Origin of the sequence: Sphingobacterium sp. InxBP1 (genome assembly GCF_026191775.1) — a bacterium.
GTDB classification, from domain to species: Bacteria; Bacteroidota; Bacteroidia; order Sphingobacteriales; family Sphingobacteriaceae; genus Sphingobacterium; species Sphingobacterium thalpophilum.
This window is the reverse complement of the sequence record NZ_JAINDX010000041.1, coordinates 1-22,294: the sequence shown is the minus strand read 5'-3', so window position 1 is coordinate 22,294 and position 22,294 is coordinate 1. Positions and strand designations below refer to the sequence as shown.

At 45.2% G+C, this 22,294-nt stretch carries 11 protein-coding genes; all 11 read left to right on the top strand.

The window, feature by feature from the left end:
• The first annotated feature begins 205 nt into the window (after window positions 1-205).
• On the top strand, window positions 206-2,686 hold the full coding sequence (locus tag K7A41_RS05925; protein ID WP_265712940.1) for an SEL1-like repeat protein: 2,481 nt from the start codon (window positions 206-208) through the stop codon (window positions 2,684-2,686).
• Between the two features lie 6 nt (window positions 2,687-2,692).
• Window positions 2,693-4,480 carry an HSP90 family protein gene (locus K7A41_RS05920; RefSeq protein WP_265712939.1) on the top strand — a complete coding sequence of 596 codons (1,788 nt, stop codon included), beginning with the start codon at window positions 2,693-2,695 and terminating at the stop codon, window positions 4,478-4,480.
• Window positions 4,481-4,496: 16 nt separating this feature from the next.
• A complete protein-coding gene (locus tag K7A41_RS05915) occupies window positions 4,497-5,558 on the top strand; it encodes a hypothetical protein (protein ID WP_265712938.1) in 1,062 nt (353 codons plus the stop codon).
• 142 nt (window positions 5,559-5,700) lie between these two features.
• Window positions 5,701-6,171 (top strand): LIC11966 family surface protein, encoded by a 471-nt coding sequence (locus tag K7A41_RS05910; protein WP_265712937.1) that lies wholly within the window; start codon window positions 5,701-5,703, stop codon window positions 6,169-6,171.
• Window positions 6,172-6,418: 247 nt separating this feature from the next.
• On the top strand, window positions 6,419-7,153 hold the full coding sequence (locus tag K7A41_RS05905; RefSeq protein WP_265712936.1) for a hypothetical protein: 735 nt from the start codon (window positions 6,419-6,421) through the stop codon (window positions 7,151-7,153).
• A gap of 35 nt (window positions 7,154-7,188) precedes the next feature.
• Window positions 7,189-8,763 (top strand): signal peptidase I, encoded by a 1,575-nt coding sequence (lepB, locus tag K7A41_RS05900; RefSeq protein WP_265712935.1) that lies wholly within the window; start codon window positions 7,189-7,191, stop codon window positions 8,761-8,763.
• Between the two features lie 363 nt (window positions 8,764-9,126).
• Complete coding sequence (locus K7A41_RS05895) at window positions 9,127-12,204, top strand: SusC/RagA family TonB-linked outer membrane protein (protein WP_265712934.1); 3,078 nt, start codon at window positions 9,127-9,129, stop codon at window positions 12,202-12,204.
• 20 nt (window positions 12,205-12,224) lie between these two features.
• A complete protein-coding gene (locus K7A41_RS05890; RefSeq protein WP_265712933.1) occupies window positions 12,225-14,096 on the top strand; it encodes a RagB/SusD family nutrient uptake outer membrane protein in 1,872 nt (623 codons plus the stop codon).
• A 168-nt stretch (window positions 14,097-14,264) separates the two neighbouring features.
• Window positions 14,265-16,181: a 7TM diverse intracellular signaling domain-containing protein gene (locus tag K7A41_RS05885; RefSeq protein WP_265712932.1), complete on the top strand. Its 1,917-nt coding sequence runs from the start codon at window positions 14,265-14,267 to the stop codon at window positions 16,179-16,181.
• A 73-nt stretch (window positions 16,182-16,254) separates the two neighbouring features.
• Window positions 16,255-19,029 carry a glycoside hydrolase family 2 TIM barrel-domain containing protein gene (locus K7A41_RS05880; RefSeq protein ID WP_265712931.1) on the top strand — a complete coding sequence of 925 codons (2,775 nt, stop codon included), beginning with the start codon at window positions 16,255-16,257 and terminating at the stop codon, window positions 19,027-19,029.
• A gap of 12 nt (window positions 19,030-19,041) precedes the next feature.
• Window positions 19,042-21,204, top strand: coding sequence for a coagulation factor 5/8 type domain-containing protein (locus tag K7A41_RS05875; protein ID WP_265712930.1), 2,163 nt, complete (start codon window positions 19,042-19,044; stop codon window positions 21,202-21,204).
• The last annotated feature ends 1,090 nt before the right edge of the window (window positions 21,205-22,294 follow it).

Below are 22,294 nucleotides of genomic sequence, written 5' to 3'. Positions count from 1 at the left end.
TACGCCTGTTCATCAAGTTCTATATGCTGTAAAATTATATTTGCAATTAAGTTGCAACAAAGATAGATAAAAAGAATTTAAAAGCAACACTGTTGCGTGTTTAAATGCGAATACTTGTTGGAATATGGTCTGTAATGGCAAAGTTTTTGTTTATTTTGGCTTCTTCAGTGAGAGAAGTATATTTTATACGTAACAAAGCTTTAATATGCAATTAAGACAAGAATATCAGCGAAAAATCGCTCAGGTGCAATCAGGGGAACTATCTTTTGCTGCTGATTTGCCCAAAACGATACCTCCGGTATTATGGTTTGACAGCCTGGCTTATTTTGAAGTCCATATGGATGAGCCGGAATCTGACCGGTTGTATGATGCTTTATTTGAAAAGGGAGCCGATTTTCCGGCAAACTTATATTTGGATGATGAAGATTACCTGTTCTTCAGTGAGCAGGTGCGGTACCTGCTTGAGCGTTATGCGCAGCAGCATCCGCAGGCTTGGGTCGAGTTGGGCATGCAGTATGTTTTATGCCGGCGGCATGTGGTCGATAAACAGAAGGCTTCATTGTACTTAAGGAAGGCTATCGAGGCACAGGTGCCCGTGGCGCAGGCCTTATATTTGTATTATAACCAGCTGGGGGTGCTCTCCGATCTGGAACGTGATGAGGCCAAGATACAGCTGGATGCTCTCGCCACATCAGGCAACGTGTGGGGGATTGCCTATGCCGCGCATCTAAATGTCTGGACTGACCGATTTGAAGAAGTGCCTGAACAGATTGCCGTATTGCGTGACTCAGATGACGAAAAACTGTTGCGCCATTATTACGAAGCATTGCAGTTCTACTTCTCGCGTAAGGCAGACCGGGGCAGACAGCTGGAAGTACTCGAAGAAGGCATTGCCAAAGCGGATTCGCGCTACTGCCGATTTGTGGCTACCGAGCTCAAACGTGCAGCGGCCACTACAACAAACGAACTGCAATCACTGATTCCAGACTATCAGGAAGTGTTCGAATATGGGATAACGGATGCCGCAGTACAGATTGCATTGATCAAATTGCAGATGCTGGGTGCTGAAGCAAACAATAAGCAGCAGGATGAACAAGATATCGTTTTCTATCTGCAAAAGGCTTACGACTACAACAACAATTATGCGGGTTACAGACTTGCCTGTCTGTACCTTTATAATGACAGCATGCTGGATCCGGAAAAGGGCTTAGCCTTACTTACTCAGCTTGATGAACAGTCTGATTATGCCGAAGCACAAATAGAGCTTGCTGAGATTTATCTGGAAGGCCGCTTGCTGCCGGCCGATGAACAGCAGGCTTGGGAGCGTTATGAGAAATTGGCGGCTAAGGACATCCCTTATGCCAAGCTGAGGCTGGGAAATATGCTGGAATATGGCTGCAATGGAACGGAATCGGACTATCAGGCCGCTTTTGCATATTATAGAGATGCGGCACAGGCGAAGCTGCCACAGGCTTTGTACCAGGTGGGCCGATATATCAAATACGGTATCCATGGGACGGCGCCCGACGCTATAGCTGCACTACCTTATTTTGAAGAGGCCGCTGGCTATAACAATGCCGCCGCAGTCGTCGAACTCGGGTTAGCGAGTGAGCTACAGAGCGAACCGGACTATAAGCAGGCTTTTGACTATTTTGCCCGGGCAGCGGAACTGGGTTATCCTTACGCCTATTATCTCAAAGGACTTTATCTGGAACAGGATTACCACGGTGCCGGTGCGCCGCAGCCGGCTGAAGCGTTTGCTGCTTTTGAGGCTGGGGCAGGCATGCACGACCTCAATTGCCTGTATGAGCTAGGACGTTGTTACCGCGGGGGAATCGGCACTGAGGTCAATCTGGACAAAATGATCGACCTCTACCAGCAGGCGGCCGACCGTAATCACGTCCGGGCAATGACCGACCTAGCGCTGTGTTATGAGTATGGGTTTGCTGTTGCGCAAGACCCTTATAAAGCCTCTGAATACATCACGAAAGCAGCTGATCTGGGTTTCCCTTATGCACAATACGTGCTTGGCCGGTACTACCTGAATGGCCTGGTGCAGCAGGATACGGCCAGGGGCCTGCAGTTGCTGGAGCAGGCTGCAAACCAGCAGGTCGGAGAAGCGCTGCTGCTGCTTGGTGATTATTACTTCTTTGACTATGAGCAGCTGGAAGAGTATGATAAAGGTTTTGCCTACTATGAGCGTGCGCAGCAGCTTGGCTATCTCAGTGATGGACTGGGCATGTGTTATGAGTTTGGCGTTGGCGTGGAAGCGCATCCGCCGACAGCTTTTTCTTACTATAAGCAGGCCGCCGAGCGTGGTAACCAGGAGGCTATATATCGCCTGGGGAGATGTTATTATTTTGGGATCGGTACTGAAGAAGACAAAAAAGAAGCTTTCCGGAACTTTTTGGAAGTTGCCCATCAGGGGAATACTTACGCCAGGTATTTCGCCGGTGTGCAGTTGCTCGAAGGTGAAGGGGTCGAAGCCGATCTCAATGAAGGGGTGGAATGGATCAGGAAAGCTGCCGAGGCAGAGTATGCGGAAGCGCAATTTAAACTTGCCAATTGTTATCTGATGGGAGATGGTGTGGAGGAAGATGAGGATATGGCGCTGGAATGGTTCGAAAGGGCCGCCGCAAACGGGCACGAAGAAGCTATCCGGCTGACAAAAAAATCGAGAAGGTAACTCACTATGACAGCAAAAAAATCATATCAGTTTCAAGTAAATTTAAAAGGCATGATCGCATTGCTCTCCGAGCATCTCTATAGCGATCCCAATACGTTCATCCGTGAGCTACTGCAAAATGCAGTGGATGCCATCACGGCGCTCAAACACTTGGACCAGGACCATAAAGGAAAAGTCACCATTGTCTTACCGGACCTGGACCGGCCTAAATTCATATTCGAGGACAATGGCATAGGTCTTAAGGAGGTTGACATCCATCAGTTTTTGTCGGTTATCGGCGAGAGTTCCAAAAGCAAAGATATACAGGATGCCAAAGATTTTATCGGCAAGTTTGGTATTGGGCTACTGTCCTGCTTTGTCGTGAGCGACGAAATTGTTGTGGAGACCAAGTCAGCCCGTGAGCAGATCCCGCTTCGCTGGACGGCGCATGCCACAGGTGACTATAAAATCGAACGCATGCAAGAGGATATGCCGATCGGTACCCGCGTTATTTTGACACCCAAAAAGCAATATAAGTACATCTTCGATCCCGATTATTTTGAGAAGAAAATCCGGTATTATGGTGACGCTCTGCGCGAGCGTATCGCACTACAAATAGGAAATACAGACAAAGTTATCCATCACAACGAGCCCAAATGGCTATCGTCTTCCGTGGACAAAGGGGAACTTCTGGCAATAGGTAAGGATATTTTTCATGTGAACTTTCTAGACGCCATTCCTTTCGAAACGACGGCAGGAAAGGCAAGGGGTGTGCTGTATATTCTACCCTTCCGCACGCAGTTTAGCAGCAAGCAGCGTCACCGCGTCTATCTGAGACGTATGTTTCTGTCGGAGGAAGATCAATCTATGTTACCCAATTGGGCCTTTTTTGTGCGGATGCTGGTCAATACCGAGGAACTCAGTGCGACGGCTTCGCGGGAGTCGCTGATGAAGAATGATCTCCTGCGCCAAGCCCGCAAAGAGATTGCCGTACTATTAAAGACCTATTTGCAGCAGGTAAAGAAGATCGATTTTGAGGTGTATCAACGTATTATCCAGACACATTACCTGCATCTGAAAGCTTTTGCACTGGAAGATACTGATTTTCTGGACATCTTTCTGGCAGATATCCCGTTTGAGACCAATCGTGGACAACGAAGCTTTCAGAATATCATCGATCAGCAGCAACAGGTACATTATTGCGCCGACTTTGAAGACTTTAAGCAAATTGACCGTATGGCGGATACCCAGGGCATGCTCCTTGTCAATGCTTCCTATACGTTTGATACAGAGTTGTTGCGCAAAATAAAGCAGCGTTATCCCCAGTACAGGATCACGGAGATGTCGCCGGGACAGTTGTTGGGGACTTTTCAAGCTCTTGAGGAAGAGGAAGCGGGTCAGTACGAAGCTTTCACTGCCCGCGTGCAGAAAATACTCGACGATTATACCTGTACCTTGGAAATCCGAAGATTTAAGCCGGTGGATACTCCTGCAATATTCACTAAGATGGATCAGAACAATGCGCAGCAGACGATCAGCCAGTTGAAAGATAATGCCAATCCTTTTGCCCGTGTGCTGCAATCGGCCCCAAAAAACAAAGTCAAGAACACACTGTGTCTCAATGTGGACAATGGGCTGATCAACAGTATTCTGGAAATCAAAGATCCTTATCTGTTGCGCTCAGTAATAGAGGTCCTTTATGTACAGGCACTGATCTTAGGAAAATATCCTGTTCAGGAAAGGGAGATGAAAGTCATGAACGATGCGCTGAAAAATTTGATCGTCATGGGGTTGGATAATTTTGTGAATCTTTAAGAAGGAACGAAACGATATGTATACACTTAAAATACAAAAATTACGGAATCAGATAGAGCGTATTGATAATACGCTGGAGAAAGTTAATTTATTAACGCAGGCAATCCGTATTGCTGATGAAAACGAGGATATTGAATGGGGTTATGAACTGCGGCTCGAGCTGATCAATCAGGAAATCGACTTGGCATTTTCGACCGAGTCCTTACCTGCTTTTGCTTGGATATTGCAGGCCTACGATGAAAATCCGGATCTCTTTAGCGAGGAAGATTTTTTATGGCAGTATAAGTGGATGATGTCTGAGTTATACGATAATCCGGAAGTCAGCCGTGAGCAGATTGATGCTGCATTATCGGATTTTGAGATGCGGCTGCTCCGCAATGGTTATGGCAGACGGGCCATACACAATGAGGAACTGAGCGATGCGCTGGTACAGCGTGACCTTGATGCCGTGGAGCTGGCCCTGCAAAAAGTAAAAGCGTCGCAGCGTGACGATATGAGCGACTGTGAAGCCTGTGAGATGGATGCTGAGGTCTCCGCAGCCTTATTGAAAAGCGGTTATGCGGCGGCTACCGAAAAGGCGCTGCCTTTATTGGAAAAACAATTTACCTGTGCACACGTACCGCTACGCACAACTGTCAACCTAGCTTATGAAGGGCGTAGAAACGGTGACATGGAAAAAGCCCTACAAATGGCCCAGCAGGCTGAACAGGAAATTTATAAGAAGGAAAAAGATTCTTCGATATTGCTCTCGGCGATCAAACTGGCGACTTATTTTTCCTATACTGATCTGCCGAAGGCCAAAGAGTGGATCGAAAGGTATCTGCCCTGGGCCGATGGCCCCGATAACCGGCAGATGTTCCAGCTTGCCTGCTATATGGAGGAAGCCTTGGGTCAATTTGATCCAGAAGAGTTGTTTAATCTCGAACTAAGTGAATCACACAATCTTTTTCAGGGGAGACCGCAGTACCAGGCGAATGAAATCTCGGCACATTATCGCAGACTGGCCAAAGACCTAGCCTTGCGTTTCGATCAGCGAAATGGAAATAGTAACTTTCAGAAACAGTTGGACATGGCCTGACCTACCGGTAATTAAATCCCTGATTTCAGTGATAGTGTGTTGATTCTTAGGAAAGTATCTTTGCATAGGAAGCTGGGGGGGAAAAAAGTGGTAAAATTGAACTTGCGAAGAATAATACTTATTAAATTAAACTATATCAACGATGATCAAAAAAGTGATTACAGGCATCATGACCGTAGCGGTGCTGTCGATGTCAAGTTGTGGCGGAACAAAGGATCCGGCGGCGTACAACAATTCAATTATTACCGTCATTAATGGAAGTGAAAAACATATTACGGATATGAACGCAGCCATGAATGCTTCGGATTATACAAAAGCAGAGGAGGTACGTACAACATGGGAAAAAGCGCTGAACGAGGATATCAAGAAAGTAGAAGACTTGGGTGATTTTAAAGGGGATGCAACTTTCCAGAAAGCGGTGCTTGACGGGTTGAATGGTTATAAAAAGATCGTTACGGAAGACTATCCGAAACTGATCGAATTGCGGAAGAAAAATACAGCGGATCCGGCAGCGGAATCGGCATTGCTCGACAATATCAACAAAGCATTTGAAAACATGAGTAATGGGGTAAATAAAGCGTCAACTGAATTTGAAAGTAAATATAAAGGATAGATGAGTCTTTCATCCGTTGTAAAGAAGCCGTGTCAGCAGATACGGCTTCTTTTTTGTGTTTATTGACCGAATGAAATTTTACTGGATGATGATAGCGATGTAAACGAAATGTTAAAGCGGCGCTTCTTGTCCTGCATTCTTATATTTTTATGTAGCTTTATATGCATAAAGCCAGCAAGAACCTGTAATCGAAGGACTAAATAGCCTTAGTGATATGGGTTTATCGTTGTTTAATATAGTTATCCGAATGAAAGTTTTATCCGTTTTATCTACAATTGTCATCCTGTTTTTCCTCTTGTCCGCGATGAAGGTTTACGCTCAGAAAGATCAAAAGAAATTAGACTATTTGGTACTGATGAGTGGGGATACCCTTTATGGGAAGATTTCCTCGGTAAAAGACCGTAAGCTCAAATTTGAAAACGAACAAAAGGAGAAGGTAACCTTTTCTCCCGACCAAGTGTTCCGTGCATATTGGGAATCGAAACAGAAAGTATATGCACCATCGTACGTAGAAAATGGGCTGGAACCCGTGCCGGGCACCTCACCACAGATGTACCAGCTGAGCCGTGCCGCTGACCTCGAACCTACTTTTGCTGAGGTATTGGTCGATGGCGAAATTATGGCTTATTATGTCTCAGAACTTCATTTCGGTGGGGGCGGGGGCATCATGCTTGGAAGCGGGGGTTCAGGTACCGTGATGGGCGTAGGGTTCAGTAAAACCAAGTATGCCTATGCCTTAAAAAAAGCAACCGGAGAGGTCATTGAAATTAACAGTAATACCAACGGTCTGTTTAGCAATAGTAAAAAGAAACGTACCGTCACATTGGGACGATTAATCAATGACGAACCGGAATTGTTTGCTGAGTTCGAAAAAGAAAAAAAATACAATTATGACCTGTTTATAAAATATATCATGCGGTACAATGAGCTGCAGCGAGCCAAGCAATCGGCGCAAGAAGCCGACAAACGCTTTATCTACTAACAGGCTCTTGGGCTTTGCAATTAAATCAACATCACATGCTTATTATTTCTATTGTTCTAATCATGCTGTCGGCCTATGGGCTTTGGCTGCTGTTTGAAAAAGCTGGCCGTCGCGGCTGGGAGGCTATTGTGCCGGTCTATAGCCAATGGGTTCAGGCGCAGATCACGGGCCGGCCGCTTTGGTATGTCGCCCTGCTGTTAATCCCAATAGTAAATGTGTTTGTCTTCTACAACCTTTACCTGGATTTTATCCATTGCTTCGGCAAGCGAAGATTTTGGGAAAATTGTGCTGCGGTGTTGCTGCCCTTTATTGTACTGCCGCTATGGGGAAGGGACAAAAATGTCCGTTTTCTGAACGGATTATATGCTAAAAATCTCGAAGCGGCACGTTCGGAAGGAAAAGTGTTGTCTCAAAAAGAGCAGCTCGTCCTACTTCAGCAATCGTATCAGGAGTTTAAGATGAAGTATCCTTATAAGAAATCCATGGTACGTGAGTGGGCGGACGCCATTGTGTTTGCGACGGTGGCAGCAACCCTGATTCGTGGATTTTTGCTGGAAGCATTTATGATCCCTTCGGGCTCCATGCAGCAGACCCTGCTGATCGGAGATTATCTGTTTGTCAGCAAGCTGAATTATGGGCCCCGCATCCCCAATACACCCATTGCTTTCCCTTTTGCACACCACACCATGCCGCTCATAGGGGGGAAAGCTTTTTCGGAACTCATCAAAATTCCCTATAAACGTCTTCCGGGCTTTCAGCAGATCAAACGCAATGATGTGATTGTATTTAATGCGCCGGCAGGAGATACCGTGGCGGTGGAAAATCCAGATGAGACCTACTACGATCTGGTCCGTCGGATGGGCGTCGATGCCGTGCATCGGCAATATACGATCCAGACACGGCCTGTGGATAAACGCGAACATTTGATCAAGCGCTGCGTGGGAATGCCCGGTGACAAAATAAGCATGAAAAATGCTGTTCTCTATGTCAACGACCAGCCCGGTTTTGTTGCTCCCGAAAGCCAGATGGATTATACTGTTGTAACAGACGGTACAGGTCTGGACGAACAGCGTCTCAGGGATATGGGAATAGAGACTCATCAGATCCAGCCCGGTGTATATATTATTTTTCTGACAGCTGAACAGGCGCAGATGGTTAAATCCTGGTCTAATGTCAAATCGATGCAGGTGAACCTGCGTGCACCGGGAGAGACTGAAATCAATACCTTCCCCAACGATCCACAATATAAATGGAACTACGATAACTTTGGCCCCTTTGTCATTCCGCGTAAAGGTATGAAAGTACCGCTTAATGCCCAGACATTGCCTCTTTATGAACGCGCTATACGTGTGTACGAACACAACGTTTTGGAAAACCGAACGGATGGCCTATACCTCAACGGAAAAAAAGCAGACTCCTATACGTTTAAGATGGACTATTATTGGATGATGGGGGATAATAGACACAATTCGCTGGATGCAAGAGACTGGGGATTTGTACCTGAAGACCATATCGTCGGCAAGGCCCTGTTTACCTGGATGAGCTGGAATGCGGATGGAAGAGGACTTTCTAAAATACGCTGGAACCGGATTTTTAAAGGGATCAATTAAGGACCGATTTCTGCTTATAAGAAAAAAAGGCTGTTTATGGAAATAAATAGCCTTTTTGTTTAAGTTAGGCTCCCATATGGAACACATTGACTCCCGTTTTTTGAAGAATTGGTCCGGTCAACGAAAAAAAATATTTGTTCATATACCGTATTATTTTTTCCATGCGGTCGGATTTATAGCGCTTATAATTCAGCCAGTTATCGCGATGCACACTTGGTATTTAGGTGTATTATGCTTTGTGTTAACTATCTGTATTACAGATTTTTATGAATATATTTTTGTTGTTTTTCTGAGTTAACCTCGTTAATTTAGCCTCCATAAATAAACCAATTAACAAATCTCAACGCTAAATTTCCAGAAATTATGGCCAAAAAATTAACTCTCTTGATTTCAAGTGTACTTGCATGTACCTATATGGCAAGCGCGCAGAATCGGACGGTCAGCGGTACAGTGGTGGATGGGGAGGGAAAACCAATTCCTCATGTCTCCATTAAATTGAAGAATCGTTCAGGCGGGACCACAACAGACGATCAGGGCAGGTTCTCTATCGCTGTCCATCCCAAGTCAACAATCGTTTTATCCAGTGTAGGCTTCTTGAACAAAGAGCTGGAAGTCGACGGACAGACAACCTTACATATTGCAATGGATGCGGGCAATACCGAACTGACGGAGGTCGTCGTTATCGGTTATGGGACCGCCTCCCGTAAGGATGTTACCGGATCTATTGCAAGTGTGAAAGCCGAGCAGCTGGAAAATGAAAATCCACAGAGTGTGGCTGATCTACTGAAAGGTAATATAGCCGGTTTAAGTGTTTCACAGAACACCTCGGCGAAGGGTGGAGGAGACCTATTGGTACGGGGGAAAACAACGCTAAGTGCTTCGACATCACCACTGATTGTGTTAGATGGTATTATATATAACGGTCAGCTTTCCGATATCAACCCCAATGATATACAGACCATCGACGTGTTAAAAGATGCCAGCTCATTGGCTGTCTATGGAGCGAAAGCTGCAACGGGGGTGGTAGCCATTACGACCAAGAAAGGGACTAGCGATAAACCGGTGTTAACCGCCAATACCAATTGGGGGCTAGCTACTCTGGCACGTAACCAGCGTGCCTACAGTGGCACAGACTTTTTAAGATGGCGGGCAGATGTGGGGCGTGCCGGAGGTACCAGACCTTCCTTTTTTTACGATGACCCACGCAACCTTCCCGCAGATGTAACCTTAGAACAATGGCTCTCCGGTGCCAATAAAGATCTGGATCCTGTGGACATCTGGCTGGACAGACTTGGCCTTGTGGCCAATGAAAAAGCCAATTATATGGCTGGGAAAACTGTCGATTGGTATGACGACATCTTCCGTACCGGAATAAGGCAGGATCATACTATTAGCATGAGCGGACGGAAGGAAGACGTCAATTATTATATGTCGGTGGGATACAATAAAAATCAAAATTTGATCGAGGGCGGTGAATTCAGTACTTTCCGGGCACGTTTAAATCTGGAGGGTAAAGTAACTAATTTTTTGCGCATGGGCGCCAATATCCAATATGCCGATCGTGATGAAGGTGCTATTGAAGCCGATTGGGGGCAGTTGACAAATCTTTCCCCCTACGGGGACAAATACAATGCAGACGGTACATTGAGGAGAATTCCAACCGACGATAGTGGATTAAATGCCCGGAATCCTTTCCTAAATATGACCTACAATGACCGGATGAATAAACAGAACACGCTATTCGCAAGTCTCTTTACAAAAGTCAATTTACCTTTAGGTATCACCTACCAATTTAATTTTAGTCCTGGGGTTGATATGTACCGTACCTTCAATCATAACTCGTCGGCCAATCCCAACGTCACTATTGTAGGCGGTTCGGCAAGCCGTGATCAGGAAACACGTTATAACTGGCAAATAGATAACCTTCTAAAGTGGAATCGAAAATTCGCTGAGATCCATCAGGTTGATGTGACCTTGCTGGCGAACGCCGAAAAATACCAGACTTGGTGGACGCAGGCCGCCAATCAGGGGTTCGTGCCTAACGATTATCTGGGGTATCATAATCTCGGCAGTGGTTCATTGCCCTCAGTAAACAGCGAGGACAAGGTATACACCGGCGACGCTTTAATGGCTCGTGTGAATTATAGCCTGCTGGATCGTTACAATTTGACATTTTCTGTCCGAAGGGATGGTTATTCCGTGTTTGGTGTGAATAGCAAGAGAGCGACTTTTCCCGCAGTAGCTGGCGCATGGACTTTTTCCGAAGAGTCTTTCCTGAAAAATCTTTCCTGGTTAAATTTTGGGAAACTAAGGCTTTCATACGGGATCAATGGAAATCGGGATCTCCGGAACCCCGACAATGGAACAGTGGATCCCTATGCCGCTTTATCTCAATTGACTATCAGTAAGTATCAGACTGTAGATGCCAATGGGGCCCCTGCAGAGGTCAATACCGTTGTGATCGGTTCGCGGATGGGGAATGAAAATCTCAAATGGGAACAAACAACGTCACTGAATGCCGGATTGAACTTTTCGATCTTTAAGGACCGGATCAGCGGATCAGTGGATGTCTATAGTAAAAAGACCAACGATCTTTTGGTCAAACAATCTCTATCCAGTGTGTCTGGCTATCAGTTTGTTTACTCCAACCTGGCGGAAGTGAAGAATAAAGGACTCGAATTGAGTCTGACTAGCCGGAATATGGTGAATGGCAACGTCAAATGGAACTCAAATTTTATCCTTTCGTTAAACAGAAATAAGATCGTACGGTTGGCAACACCAAATGATGACCCTGGTAATGGCTGGTTTATCGGTCAGGATATCGATGTCATTTGGGACTACAAGGTGATGGGTGTATGGCAGGAAAATGAAATCGAGGAGGCCAAGAAGTTTACAAAGGCAAGCATTCGGCCCGGCGATTTCAAACTAGAGGATGTGAACGGCGACTTTGTGTACAATGACGAGGATAAACAATTTATTGGCTATCGTTCGCCACGATTTACCTGGTCACTCCGTAACGAATTCAATCTATTCAAAAATATAGACTTCTCTTTTCAGCTGATTTCCAACTGGGGGCAGAAGAAACAGTTTAACCAAGCTAAGAACAATCCCGGAAGCGTTGGGTTCATGCGGTCTAATTCTTATATCCAGCCCTACTGGACACCTGACAATCCGACAAACGACTACGCTCGTCTTGGAAGTGGCACTAATGGAACGAGTTTCAATGTCTATTGGAAAAATAGCTTTATCCGCCTAAATAATGTATCATTAGCTTATTCCCTTCCCGCTCGAATTTCCGAACGCATGAAAGTAAGGAATCTCAAGGTATATATGAATGTCAACAACGCGGCGGTTTATGCTCCTGTGTGGAACTATTGGGACCCGCAGAATGATGGACCTACACCTCGCTATTATACACTGGGCTTGAATGTATCTCTATAATTAAATTAAACATGAAGAAAATGAATATAAGAATGACCGCCTTGATTGCTTCGGTAGCGTTGTTGGCGGTGGCCGGATGTAAAAAGACCTTTCTGGATTCTGACCAGCTGTCGCAATATTCACCGGACAACCTGAATAATGTGGATGCCCTCAAAGGCGTATTGAATGCACTGGGTAAAGCTGCCCGGGGTGAATTCTTTGGCGACTCCGCACCATTGTTGACGGAGTCGATATTTTCTGATGTTGCTGTAGAAGGCACGACCGACAAAGCAACACCGGCACAAAACTTAGTGTCTCTGATCACACCTGACGCGAATCTGAACAGTGATGATTTCAATAAAATTGGCTGGTACTGGACCAGTTTTTTTGCTGCAGTGCGCTCGGCCAATACAGTCATCAGCAATATTGATCGTCCGACATATAGTTCAGAAGCCCAGAAAAATGAAATCCTGGGGGCGGCTTATTTCTTTCGTGCCTATTTTTATTATAGACTGGTTCATGAATTTGGTGATGTGCCGCTGCAGCTAAAAGATCTCACAGCACCCAAATACGATTTTTATTCAACCAAAAGGGAAGTTATCTTAAAAAAAATGAAAGAAGATCTGGAGTTTGCCCAGCAATGGGTGAAAGATGACGTCAATAAAGGTGAGGTAACCAATGGCGCCGTTAATCATCTCTTGGCAAAGATAGATCTTGCATTAGGTGATTTTGATGGGGCTATTGCGGCTGCAAGTAGAGTCATCGACGGAGGGAAGTATACATTGATGAAAAACCGCTTCGGCAGCACTGCCGCAGATGCATCTAAAAACGTGGTATGGGATCTTCACCGTATGGATAACAAAGCAATCCCAGCCAATAAAGAGGCTTTATTTTTAGTGATTGACCGTCAGACCCTGCAAGGGCGTACGGATCAGGGCTCCCAGCTCATGCGGAATACAGTTCCGGCCTGGCATTTTGCCAATCTAAAGATCCCACAGGGGGGGCTTCAGGCTATTGTCGATGCCGTGAACGCTGAGATCCCTTTAACCCGAATGTATGGACGAGGAATCGGCCGTTATAGGGGCACCTATTATAGTACGAAGGAGATATGGACTGACCAAACAGATTATCGCCATGCCAAAGGGATGTGGATGGATATGACTGATCTTGTTTATAATAACCCTGCCATTAAATCCTCAAATGACCCAGACGTGAAAAAGCTCTATGGGCAGCCAGTACAACAATTTACCGCCGACAACATCAACAAGGTATTTACAAACGGTGCATTGGATACGATACGCCACTGGTTTGGATGGCCACATTATAAGGTGTTTATCAACTCCACGAATCAGTATGCGGAAGATCCAAATTGGAACCCGCCTCGAGGTACCAATACAGATTGGTATGTATTCCGCCTGGCTGAAACGTACTTACTGCGGGCCGAAGCCTATGTATGGAAAGGGTTGCAGGCACAGGCCATGGCGGACATTAATGCCGTCAGGGGGCGTGCAAATGCGCAATTGTTGCAGCAGGCGGCAAGCGTTCATATTGGTACCGTATTAGATGAAAGAGCCCGGGAGCTTTTCTGGGAGGAACCTCGTAAAACAGAACTGACCAGGATAGCTTATATCTTTGCACAGACAGGTATCCCCGCATATAATGGAAAAACATATAGTATGGCTAACTTTTCGCAAAGCAATTTCTTCTATGACCGCATTATGGAAAAAAATGCATTTTACCGCAATAAAGTCCCAACTGTTCAGGGCGTACATTATGAGATTGCTCCGTACCATGTGCTCTGGCCTGTGCCGGCATCTGCGCAGCGTTTTAACACAAATGGGATGATCAATCAAAATCAGGGCTACGCCGGAGCGGAGAATAATGTACCACCGCTGGACAAGATCACGGACTAAAATTGAAGCGTAGGGGCACTCTGCTAGTGAAGCATGCTGATAATTTGTTATTTTGATCTTCGAAAATGATACCGGATAGGATGAGCGGATTCCGTAATACCTATCCGGTCATAATAACCAATGAACAAAAACATACGACCAGCTATGTGGATTGAAAAAAGGGGAAAAATGAGACAGTTTTTAATCACATTATCACTATTACTCTCTCAAATAAACTTTCTGTTGGGACAGCAGGCAATTGCTATACATCCAAACACGGCCGAGCATATCTTCAAAACAGCTGAAATATACTATTTTGAAGATAGTAGTAATCGTATCTCATTTAACGAAATAAGATCGGCGAAATGGATGGCACAATTTAGGCCAAATGAGAGGTATTATCCCAAAAACTTTAATCGGTCTTCAACCTATTGGTTCAGGGTGAAGTTGCATTTTGGACAGCCGATGACCGGCGAACGGATTATTGAATTATTTGATCAGACAGCGGATTGGGTTGAAGCATTCATCCCTCTCGGCACTGGCGGCTATACGCATTATCATACCGGGGCATCTTTGGATTTTGAAAACAGGCTTTTCATGCATAAGAATTTTGAATTTGTGATTCCGGCATTGGATAAGGGAACCTATGAAGTGTATTTTAAGGTGCGTTCGAGGCAGATGGTCAACGTCATCCTCGTGTACCGCACCATCGAGCGATTCGTACAATATACGTTAACAGAGTATTTTACCTTTGGGTTGTTCTATGGCATGATTGTCCTGTTCAGTTTTAATAATCTGCTGATGTACTTCGCAGTGAGAGGACGGCAATACCTCTATTATGTGCTATATATATTGTGTGTTGGCCTATATGAGATGTCTTCAGATGGGGTAGCATTTCAGTACCTATGGCCCCAAGCGCCATGGTTCAATCAATATGCAACGGGCTTATTTGTTTGTTGCGTAAGCGTTTTTGCCCTGCTATTTACCAAATCCTTGCTCCATGTCAAGCAAAAAGAACCTAAGCTCAACAAGTTAATAGACATGGTGATCGCCTTGCGGATAGTATTTTTTGTGTATTGTCTCTGTTTTAACCAGAACTGGTTTATTTACAAGTTCGTGGAGATCGTCCCCTTGTCGGTAGCGTTTTTTTCCGGAATATGGCTCTGGAGGAAAAAGTACCGCCCAGCCCGTTATTTCGTGCTCGCTTATGCCTTTCTCTTCCTTGGATTTGTACTAAAGGTATTTTATGTGCTTGGATATGCACGTTTTATACCCAGTTCGATCGGTCATTACAGCATAACTTTTGGTTTTGTCATGGAAATGACATTCCTGTCTTTCGCTATACGCGATAAAGTACGGTTGTTAAAAAACAAAAAAGAGCGCGCACAAAAACGGGTTATTGAACAAATGCAAATCAATGAGAGAATGCAGGAAATGCACAACAGGGATCTGGAAAGAAAAGTGAAGGAACGGACTTTGGAAGTCATGCAAAAATCAGAAGAATTGCTCGAAAAATCCGAAATCATCGCCCATCAAAACGTGGAACTCAGGGAGATGAATGAACTTTTAATGGCTCAATCGGAAGAAATAAACCGTATGAACCAATTATTAACGAAGGATAATAAAAAATTACAGACTAATATCGAACGGATTACTGATGATCGGCTGTTGTCCAAAGAGATGGACTTTGAAGAATTTGGAGCAAAGTATCCCGACAAGGAAACCTGTTACAGAATATTGTCTGAATTAAAGTGGAAAAAGGACTACCGCTGTATAAAATGCGGCTATGATAAATACTGCACCGGCAAGATGCCTTATAGTCGACGATGCACCAAATGCACGTATGAAGAATCTGTGTTGAACAATACAATTTTTGAAAATGTACGGATCCCGATCAATAAGGCCTTTTATCTTGTGTATCTCGTTCATTTCCATCGAGGCGATATATCCTCGTATAAACTTTCTCAAAAATTGGGAATTAGACAGAGTACTTGCTGGAGTTATGCAAGTAAGGTAAAGAGTGTCCTGACAAACGATAGCAAGAAAAGTAAAAGGAACGAAAAGTCTGCCTGGACCAAATTGGTATTGAACAGGATAGATCAGTAAGCGGGACCAAGGTAGGGGCTCCTGCGAGCCACGAATGAGTGCTGTTACTGGTAAGTACAAAAAAACAATAAATATGAACATTTCGTATGTCCACCGTAAATCTGATTATTTACGAATGAATCTTATATATAAACAACTCTACAGCTTATTGTGTCTCGGTCTAGTGCTTTGCTCTTGGGTGGGACGTGCGCAAACCGTACAAGAGGGTCGAGTTCTGATCGATTTCTCCTCGGGCTGGCAATTTAGGAAGGATTTTACTTCCGGCAAGGACTCAAATGGCCGGGAACAAAAATGGGAAAAGGTCAATCTTCCACATTCATGGAATATAGCGGATGTGATGGACGATAAAAGCGGTTATTATCGCGGCGGGGCGCATTATCAAAACGACTTGGACTGGAAGGCCGAATGGCAAAATAAGAGGATCCTGCTACATGTCGGAGCGGCCAATCAGGAAGCAGCTATATTCGTTAATGGACAGAAAGTTGCTGATCATAAAGGTGGTTATACGGCTTTCCGAGTCGATATTACGGATAAGTTGTACCGAAAGGAAAACGCAAAGAACAAGATCGTTATTCGTGTTAACAATCGTTTCAATAAGGATATTGCCCCCTTAAGTGGAGATTTTACTTTTTTTGGTGGTATCTATAGACCAATCTCATTACTCTTGTTGGATCAAGTCCATTTTACGGATACACAATATGGGAGCAATGGGCTACGCGTGAATGCACAAATAGACTCCAAAAGAAATGCGGTTATTCATCTCCGCGGTGATATTCAGAATTGTTCAGCATATTCGCGTGAAGTATACATTGAATCCGAACTCCTTGATGCTACAGGGATATTGATAAAAAAGATGCGCCAAAAGGAGGTGCTGAAACCTGGCATAGCGCATAATTTCCATTCGGATCTGATTCCCTCGAGGTATCTGCGCTTTTGGTCGCCCGAATCTCCTTATCTCTATCGGTTGATCACGAGCATTTACGGTTCCGATGGACGTCTGCTTGACCGGGTCGAAAATACGGTCGGTCTTCGCTATTTTTCATTCGACTCCAAAAAAGGATTTTTTTTAAACGGACAGCCCCTGAAATTGATTGGCGCAAGCCGGCACCAGGATTTTGAAGGCATAGGGAACGCGGTACCTGACACCTTACAGATAAAAGACCTTGTTAAGCTAAAGGCGATGGGAGGCAACTTTTTGCGCGTAGCGCATTACCCCCAAGACCCGGCGATTTTGAGCGCCTGTGATAGTTTAGGCCTATTGGCATCGGTGGAAATTCCTCTAGTTAATGAAATCACCGAAAGTACTGCTTTCACTGAACATAGTTTCCAGATGCTAAAGGAGATGATTCGACAATATGGCAATCACCCCAGTGTTATTATTTGGGGATATATGAACGAGATTTTTCTTCGGCCGCATTATCAAAAAGACAAGCAACGTCAGGAAAAATATTTTACATCTGTCGTAGCCTTGGCTAAGGCTTTGGAAAGGCTCACACGAACCGAAGATTCTACCCGATACACGATGATTGCCAATCATGGCAATGTGGATCTCTATCATCGGACCGGCCTGACCAAAGTGCCGATGCTGGTCGGTTGGAACCTGTATCCCGGATGGTATGGTGGTACTATTGCAGATTTCGGTAAACAGTTAGACTATATTCATCAGCAACTGCCCGATAAACCGTTATTGGTTACTGAATATGGCGCGGATGCCGATTATAGAATACAAGCAGATACGCCAGTCCGGTTTGATAAAAGTGTGAACTATGCTCTGATGTATCACCAAGGCTATCTGAATGATATACTTCTAAAAAACTATGTTGCTGGTGGCGTCGCCTGGAATTTATCCGATTTTAATTCGGAGACGCGGGAGGAAAGTATGCCGCATATCAATACGAAAGGCTTATTGACCTGGGGCCGAAAAGCGAAAAATACCTATTTTCTATATCAAGCTTACTTGAGGAAACAACCTTTTGTAAAGATCGGCACAACCTATGCAAACAAATGGGGCGCCAGGTCAAATTCGAACCCGGAAACCGTGGGTTCCGGATGGTTGAGGTTACCGATATTTACCAACTCGGATTCGGTGAAGTTACTCTTGGATGGCAGATCAATGGGGACGAAGATTCCGAAAGATAAGATGATTGTATGGGCTTTACCTGTAACCCGGGGCAGGCATCTCGTTCAAGCTCTGGCCTCGCATAGAGGAAAGTTGAGCTCTTTCGATAGTCTAACTTTGGATTGTGAGGTTATGCCTTATGACCTCAGGAAGGACGAAGGCTGGGAAGAGCTACATATCAATGTCGGTGACAACCGCCAATATACCGATTCTTTGGGAAACCAGTGGTTTCCGGACCAGCCTTATACGCCTAACAGCTGGGGATATATCCGGGGAGAAAAATATCGCTTAAAAAATACAGGGCGGCAGAATCTAGGTAGTGATGTCAATATTCGCGGAACTTGGGACGACCCTCTTTTCCAGACACAGCTTCAAGGTCTGGAGGCATATCGATTTGATCTGTTGCCGGGCGATTATGAAATCGAACTGTTCTTCACTGAGCTCGAAGCACCTAATTCTAAGGAAAACTTGCTCTACGACCTTGAACAGCAGGGACAGCAGCGAGAACAACAGGCTACGCAACGGGTTTTCGATATTGAAATAGGCAGTCGTAACCTTGCGGCCGGGCTAAACGTATTGAGCGAAGTTGGGCCTTTCAGCGTTCTTCGCCGGCAATATCAGGTAAAGGTCAAAGATGAAAATCATCTGACGGTTTCCTTTAATCCGCGAAGAGGCAAAACCATGTTAAGTGCCATTCGCCTCAAAAAAATAAACGTTATCAAACCCTAAAAAAAATCTGTTATGCGGATATTCGAGAATAATATAATCCCGATTCTTATTTTTTCGGTGATACAGTACGCTAGTGGAATGTCGGGATCCTCCGTGTACGCCGATACCGGTCGTCAGATAAAAGCTAGCATGATAGAACGGCAGAAAGAAGAAGAATACAATCGCCCGAATTTGGGTGAACCTGAGCGGTGTTCCGCCCATGCTGAAGATCTCGAAGTCGTTGCTCATGCCGGTCACATTTACCTTAACTTTAGCAAGAAGGTACTGGATAAAAAGCTGAAAGGGCCATTTCTCATCCTCCGGTCCAAAGGTCGTTTGGGAGGCTATCAAACCATTGCAAAGGTCGACGAACCTGTTTATGTCGATAGCGCAGTAGTAGGTAATGTTTATGATTATTATTACGAAATACAGACCGTGAAACGCGAACCCGTCGCACGTATGGGGATGGAGCTTCAGCTCTTTGGAGAAAGTACTTTTATTTATGGCCCGATGGACAATAAGCGTCATGTCGGCAGAGAAGTCAACCAGCTCCATGAGCAGATGTTTGGAAAGGAATTTAGCCCCAACCGTTATGCATTGCTCTTTAAGCCCGGCGATTATCGGGAGGCAGGTTTGTTGAACATTCCTTTTTATGTGCAGGTAGCCGGTTTGGGAAAGGTTCCTTATGATGTCGCCGTCTCCAATATACACACACCGCCGCATTTACCGGAGGGTAACGGTACCTGTACCTTCTGGCGATCGGCAGAGAATCTGTCAGTCCTTGGGCCGGAGAGCTATGACGAACAAGAAACGTTCAAATGGGCGGTGTCGCAGGCGGCACCTCTGCGTCGGGTTTATTCTGCCCGAGTTGTGCGAAACCAATGGGCAAATGGTTGGGTTAGTGGTGGATATACGGCAGATTGTTATTTTGAAGCCGCTGTAGGCTCTAAAAATCAGCAACAGTGGTATACACGCAATTCCTTTTTGAATAAAGGCAGGGGCAGGTTTGAGGAAATTAAATACAATTATTGTTTTCAAGGAGTCGATTTTGGCCCTACTGTTGACAGAAGTACCTACCAAAACAACTGGGCGAAGGGTGGAAACGTGACTGTTATCCCAACAACGCCCCTTATTCGCGAAAAGCCTTTTCTATTTTTCGATGATGACGGACGATATAAGGTTTTCCGACCTGCATTGAAACATAATCGCATAGGTGTGTCTTTTACGCGAGATTACATGGGCGAGGGGGAGATTATTGACGTCGAGAAAGACTTTTATGTGGTCAAGCCAGGGACTTCGGCATCTGAGATGAACCGACAACTAAAGACTGGAAAGCATCTGTTGATTACACCGGGAATGTATACTCTGTCCGAACCCCTGCATATTACGCAAGCAAATACAATTGTGCTCGGCCTTGGGCTAGCTACATTGATTCCGGGTGTCGAAAATTCAAATACGGCAATTCTGATGGAGGATGTGGACGGTGTTACTGTGGCTTCACTGATGTTTGATGCACATTATAGTTCGCATAGCCTGATTCAGGCTGGAAGGGAAAAAAGTACGAAGAGACATGATCGTAATCCGACTCTTTTGGCGGATCTTTTTTTGCGTATCGGAGGATTTAGAGCAGATAAAGTCCATGTAGATCAGTCGATTATTGTCAATAGTAATGATGTGATCGGTGATCATTTTTGGATATGGCGTGCTGATCATGGTGTAAAAGGCAGCGTAGGCTGGGCTGTTAATACAGCCCGTAATGGTCTAGTTGTCAATGGCGACTATATGACGATGTATGCCTTATTCAATGAGCATTTCCAGGATTATCAAACTTATTGGACAGGTAATTATGGACGAACCTACTTTTTTCAGTGCGAAAGTCCTTATGATGCACCTGATCAGGCAGCATACCGGAGCGAAAATGGAAGGCGTGATGGATTTGCTGCATACAAGGTTGCTGATCAAGTTGAGCATCATGAGGCCTATGCTTTTGGGATATATGATGTTTTGGTGAATGCGATCAGGATCGAAAGTTCGGTGGAAGTGCCCGTGAAACCGGAAATAAAGCTCAAACATATATGCAATAATAGCCTTTCTAACGGACCCAACCGCGGCTATGGCTATGTGGTTAACCAGATACAAAAGAGCACTTACAATACTTGGCGGGACAATCGGGTATATGTGGTGGACTATCCTTGATTGAATGGGAAAAAGAAAACTGTGTTATAAAAAAATAGTCGTTTTCTGCTCGGTTTGGCTAGCTATTCATGAACAGTAGTTTGAAAGCCTGTGTATGGTATGACCAAGTCCCATATTTACTTAGATACTGCATATTTCTTAGTTAGGTTTCCGTTAGGTTTAGTTTAGCCTGAGCCTAATGAAAACCTAAACTAAACCTAAATAAACCCTAAGTAAACCCTATATAAAAGTATGTATTGGCCTCTGCCGAATTGCCCTTTGGACGTTGGACCGGATATCCGTAGCTGGTCGTGCGCCTCCGGCCTGTATCGGCCCGGCAGTCAGCAGATCGTGTGTCCGGAGTGCGTGTGTCGGTGCTGCCCCATGTTTTCTCGGGCTGCGGTGCACCGGGGATCCACTGCTGCTCTGCGCCTTATCCGCATCCGGGGCAGGATGACCGTGGAGTGAGAACAGGGCCGGGAGGCGCTGAGAGCGTGCAGGACACGGACTCAACACGGACTCATCACGGAAACAGGGCTGAGCCACCGTGCTGAGTCCATGCTGCTGTCAAGGATTATCGGAGTATTGCCGGCTCTGGTAATCCGTCTTCAGGATCTGTTCCCCGCCCTTTCGGACCCTGTTTGCGGTCCCGGCGCAGCAAGTTTGAAAAACAATCGTGCACCTGTCCAGCGTGTTAGGGCAAAAACAAAAAAATAAGGACAAAAGGCTTGGAACTTTGTTCATAAAGTTTCTATCTTTGCACCACTCCGCAAGGGAGGGCGGGCTGCTGCGGAAGAAGCAGCCATGAAAAAAGAAGGGTTTAACGGGTGTTAGACGCGGAAACCCGGAGGGAAAAAGAAAAAAAACTTTAAAAGTTTTTTGGAAGTTCCGGAAAGATTCCTACCTTTGCAGTCCCGTCTGAAACGGCCGGGGAGACAAAACAAGATAAAAGCGGGCGCAATGCCCGTCTGAATACAGCGGATACGGAAGTTGAAGCGGAAAAAGTTCTTTAATAACACACAATCATGTAGCGTGACGAGTAGACAGACGAAAGTCATGGAACAAATTCAAGAATTCGTTCAATTCGGTCCAAGATCAGAGATATAAAAAA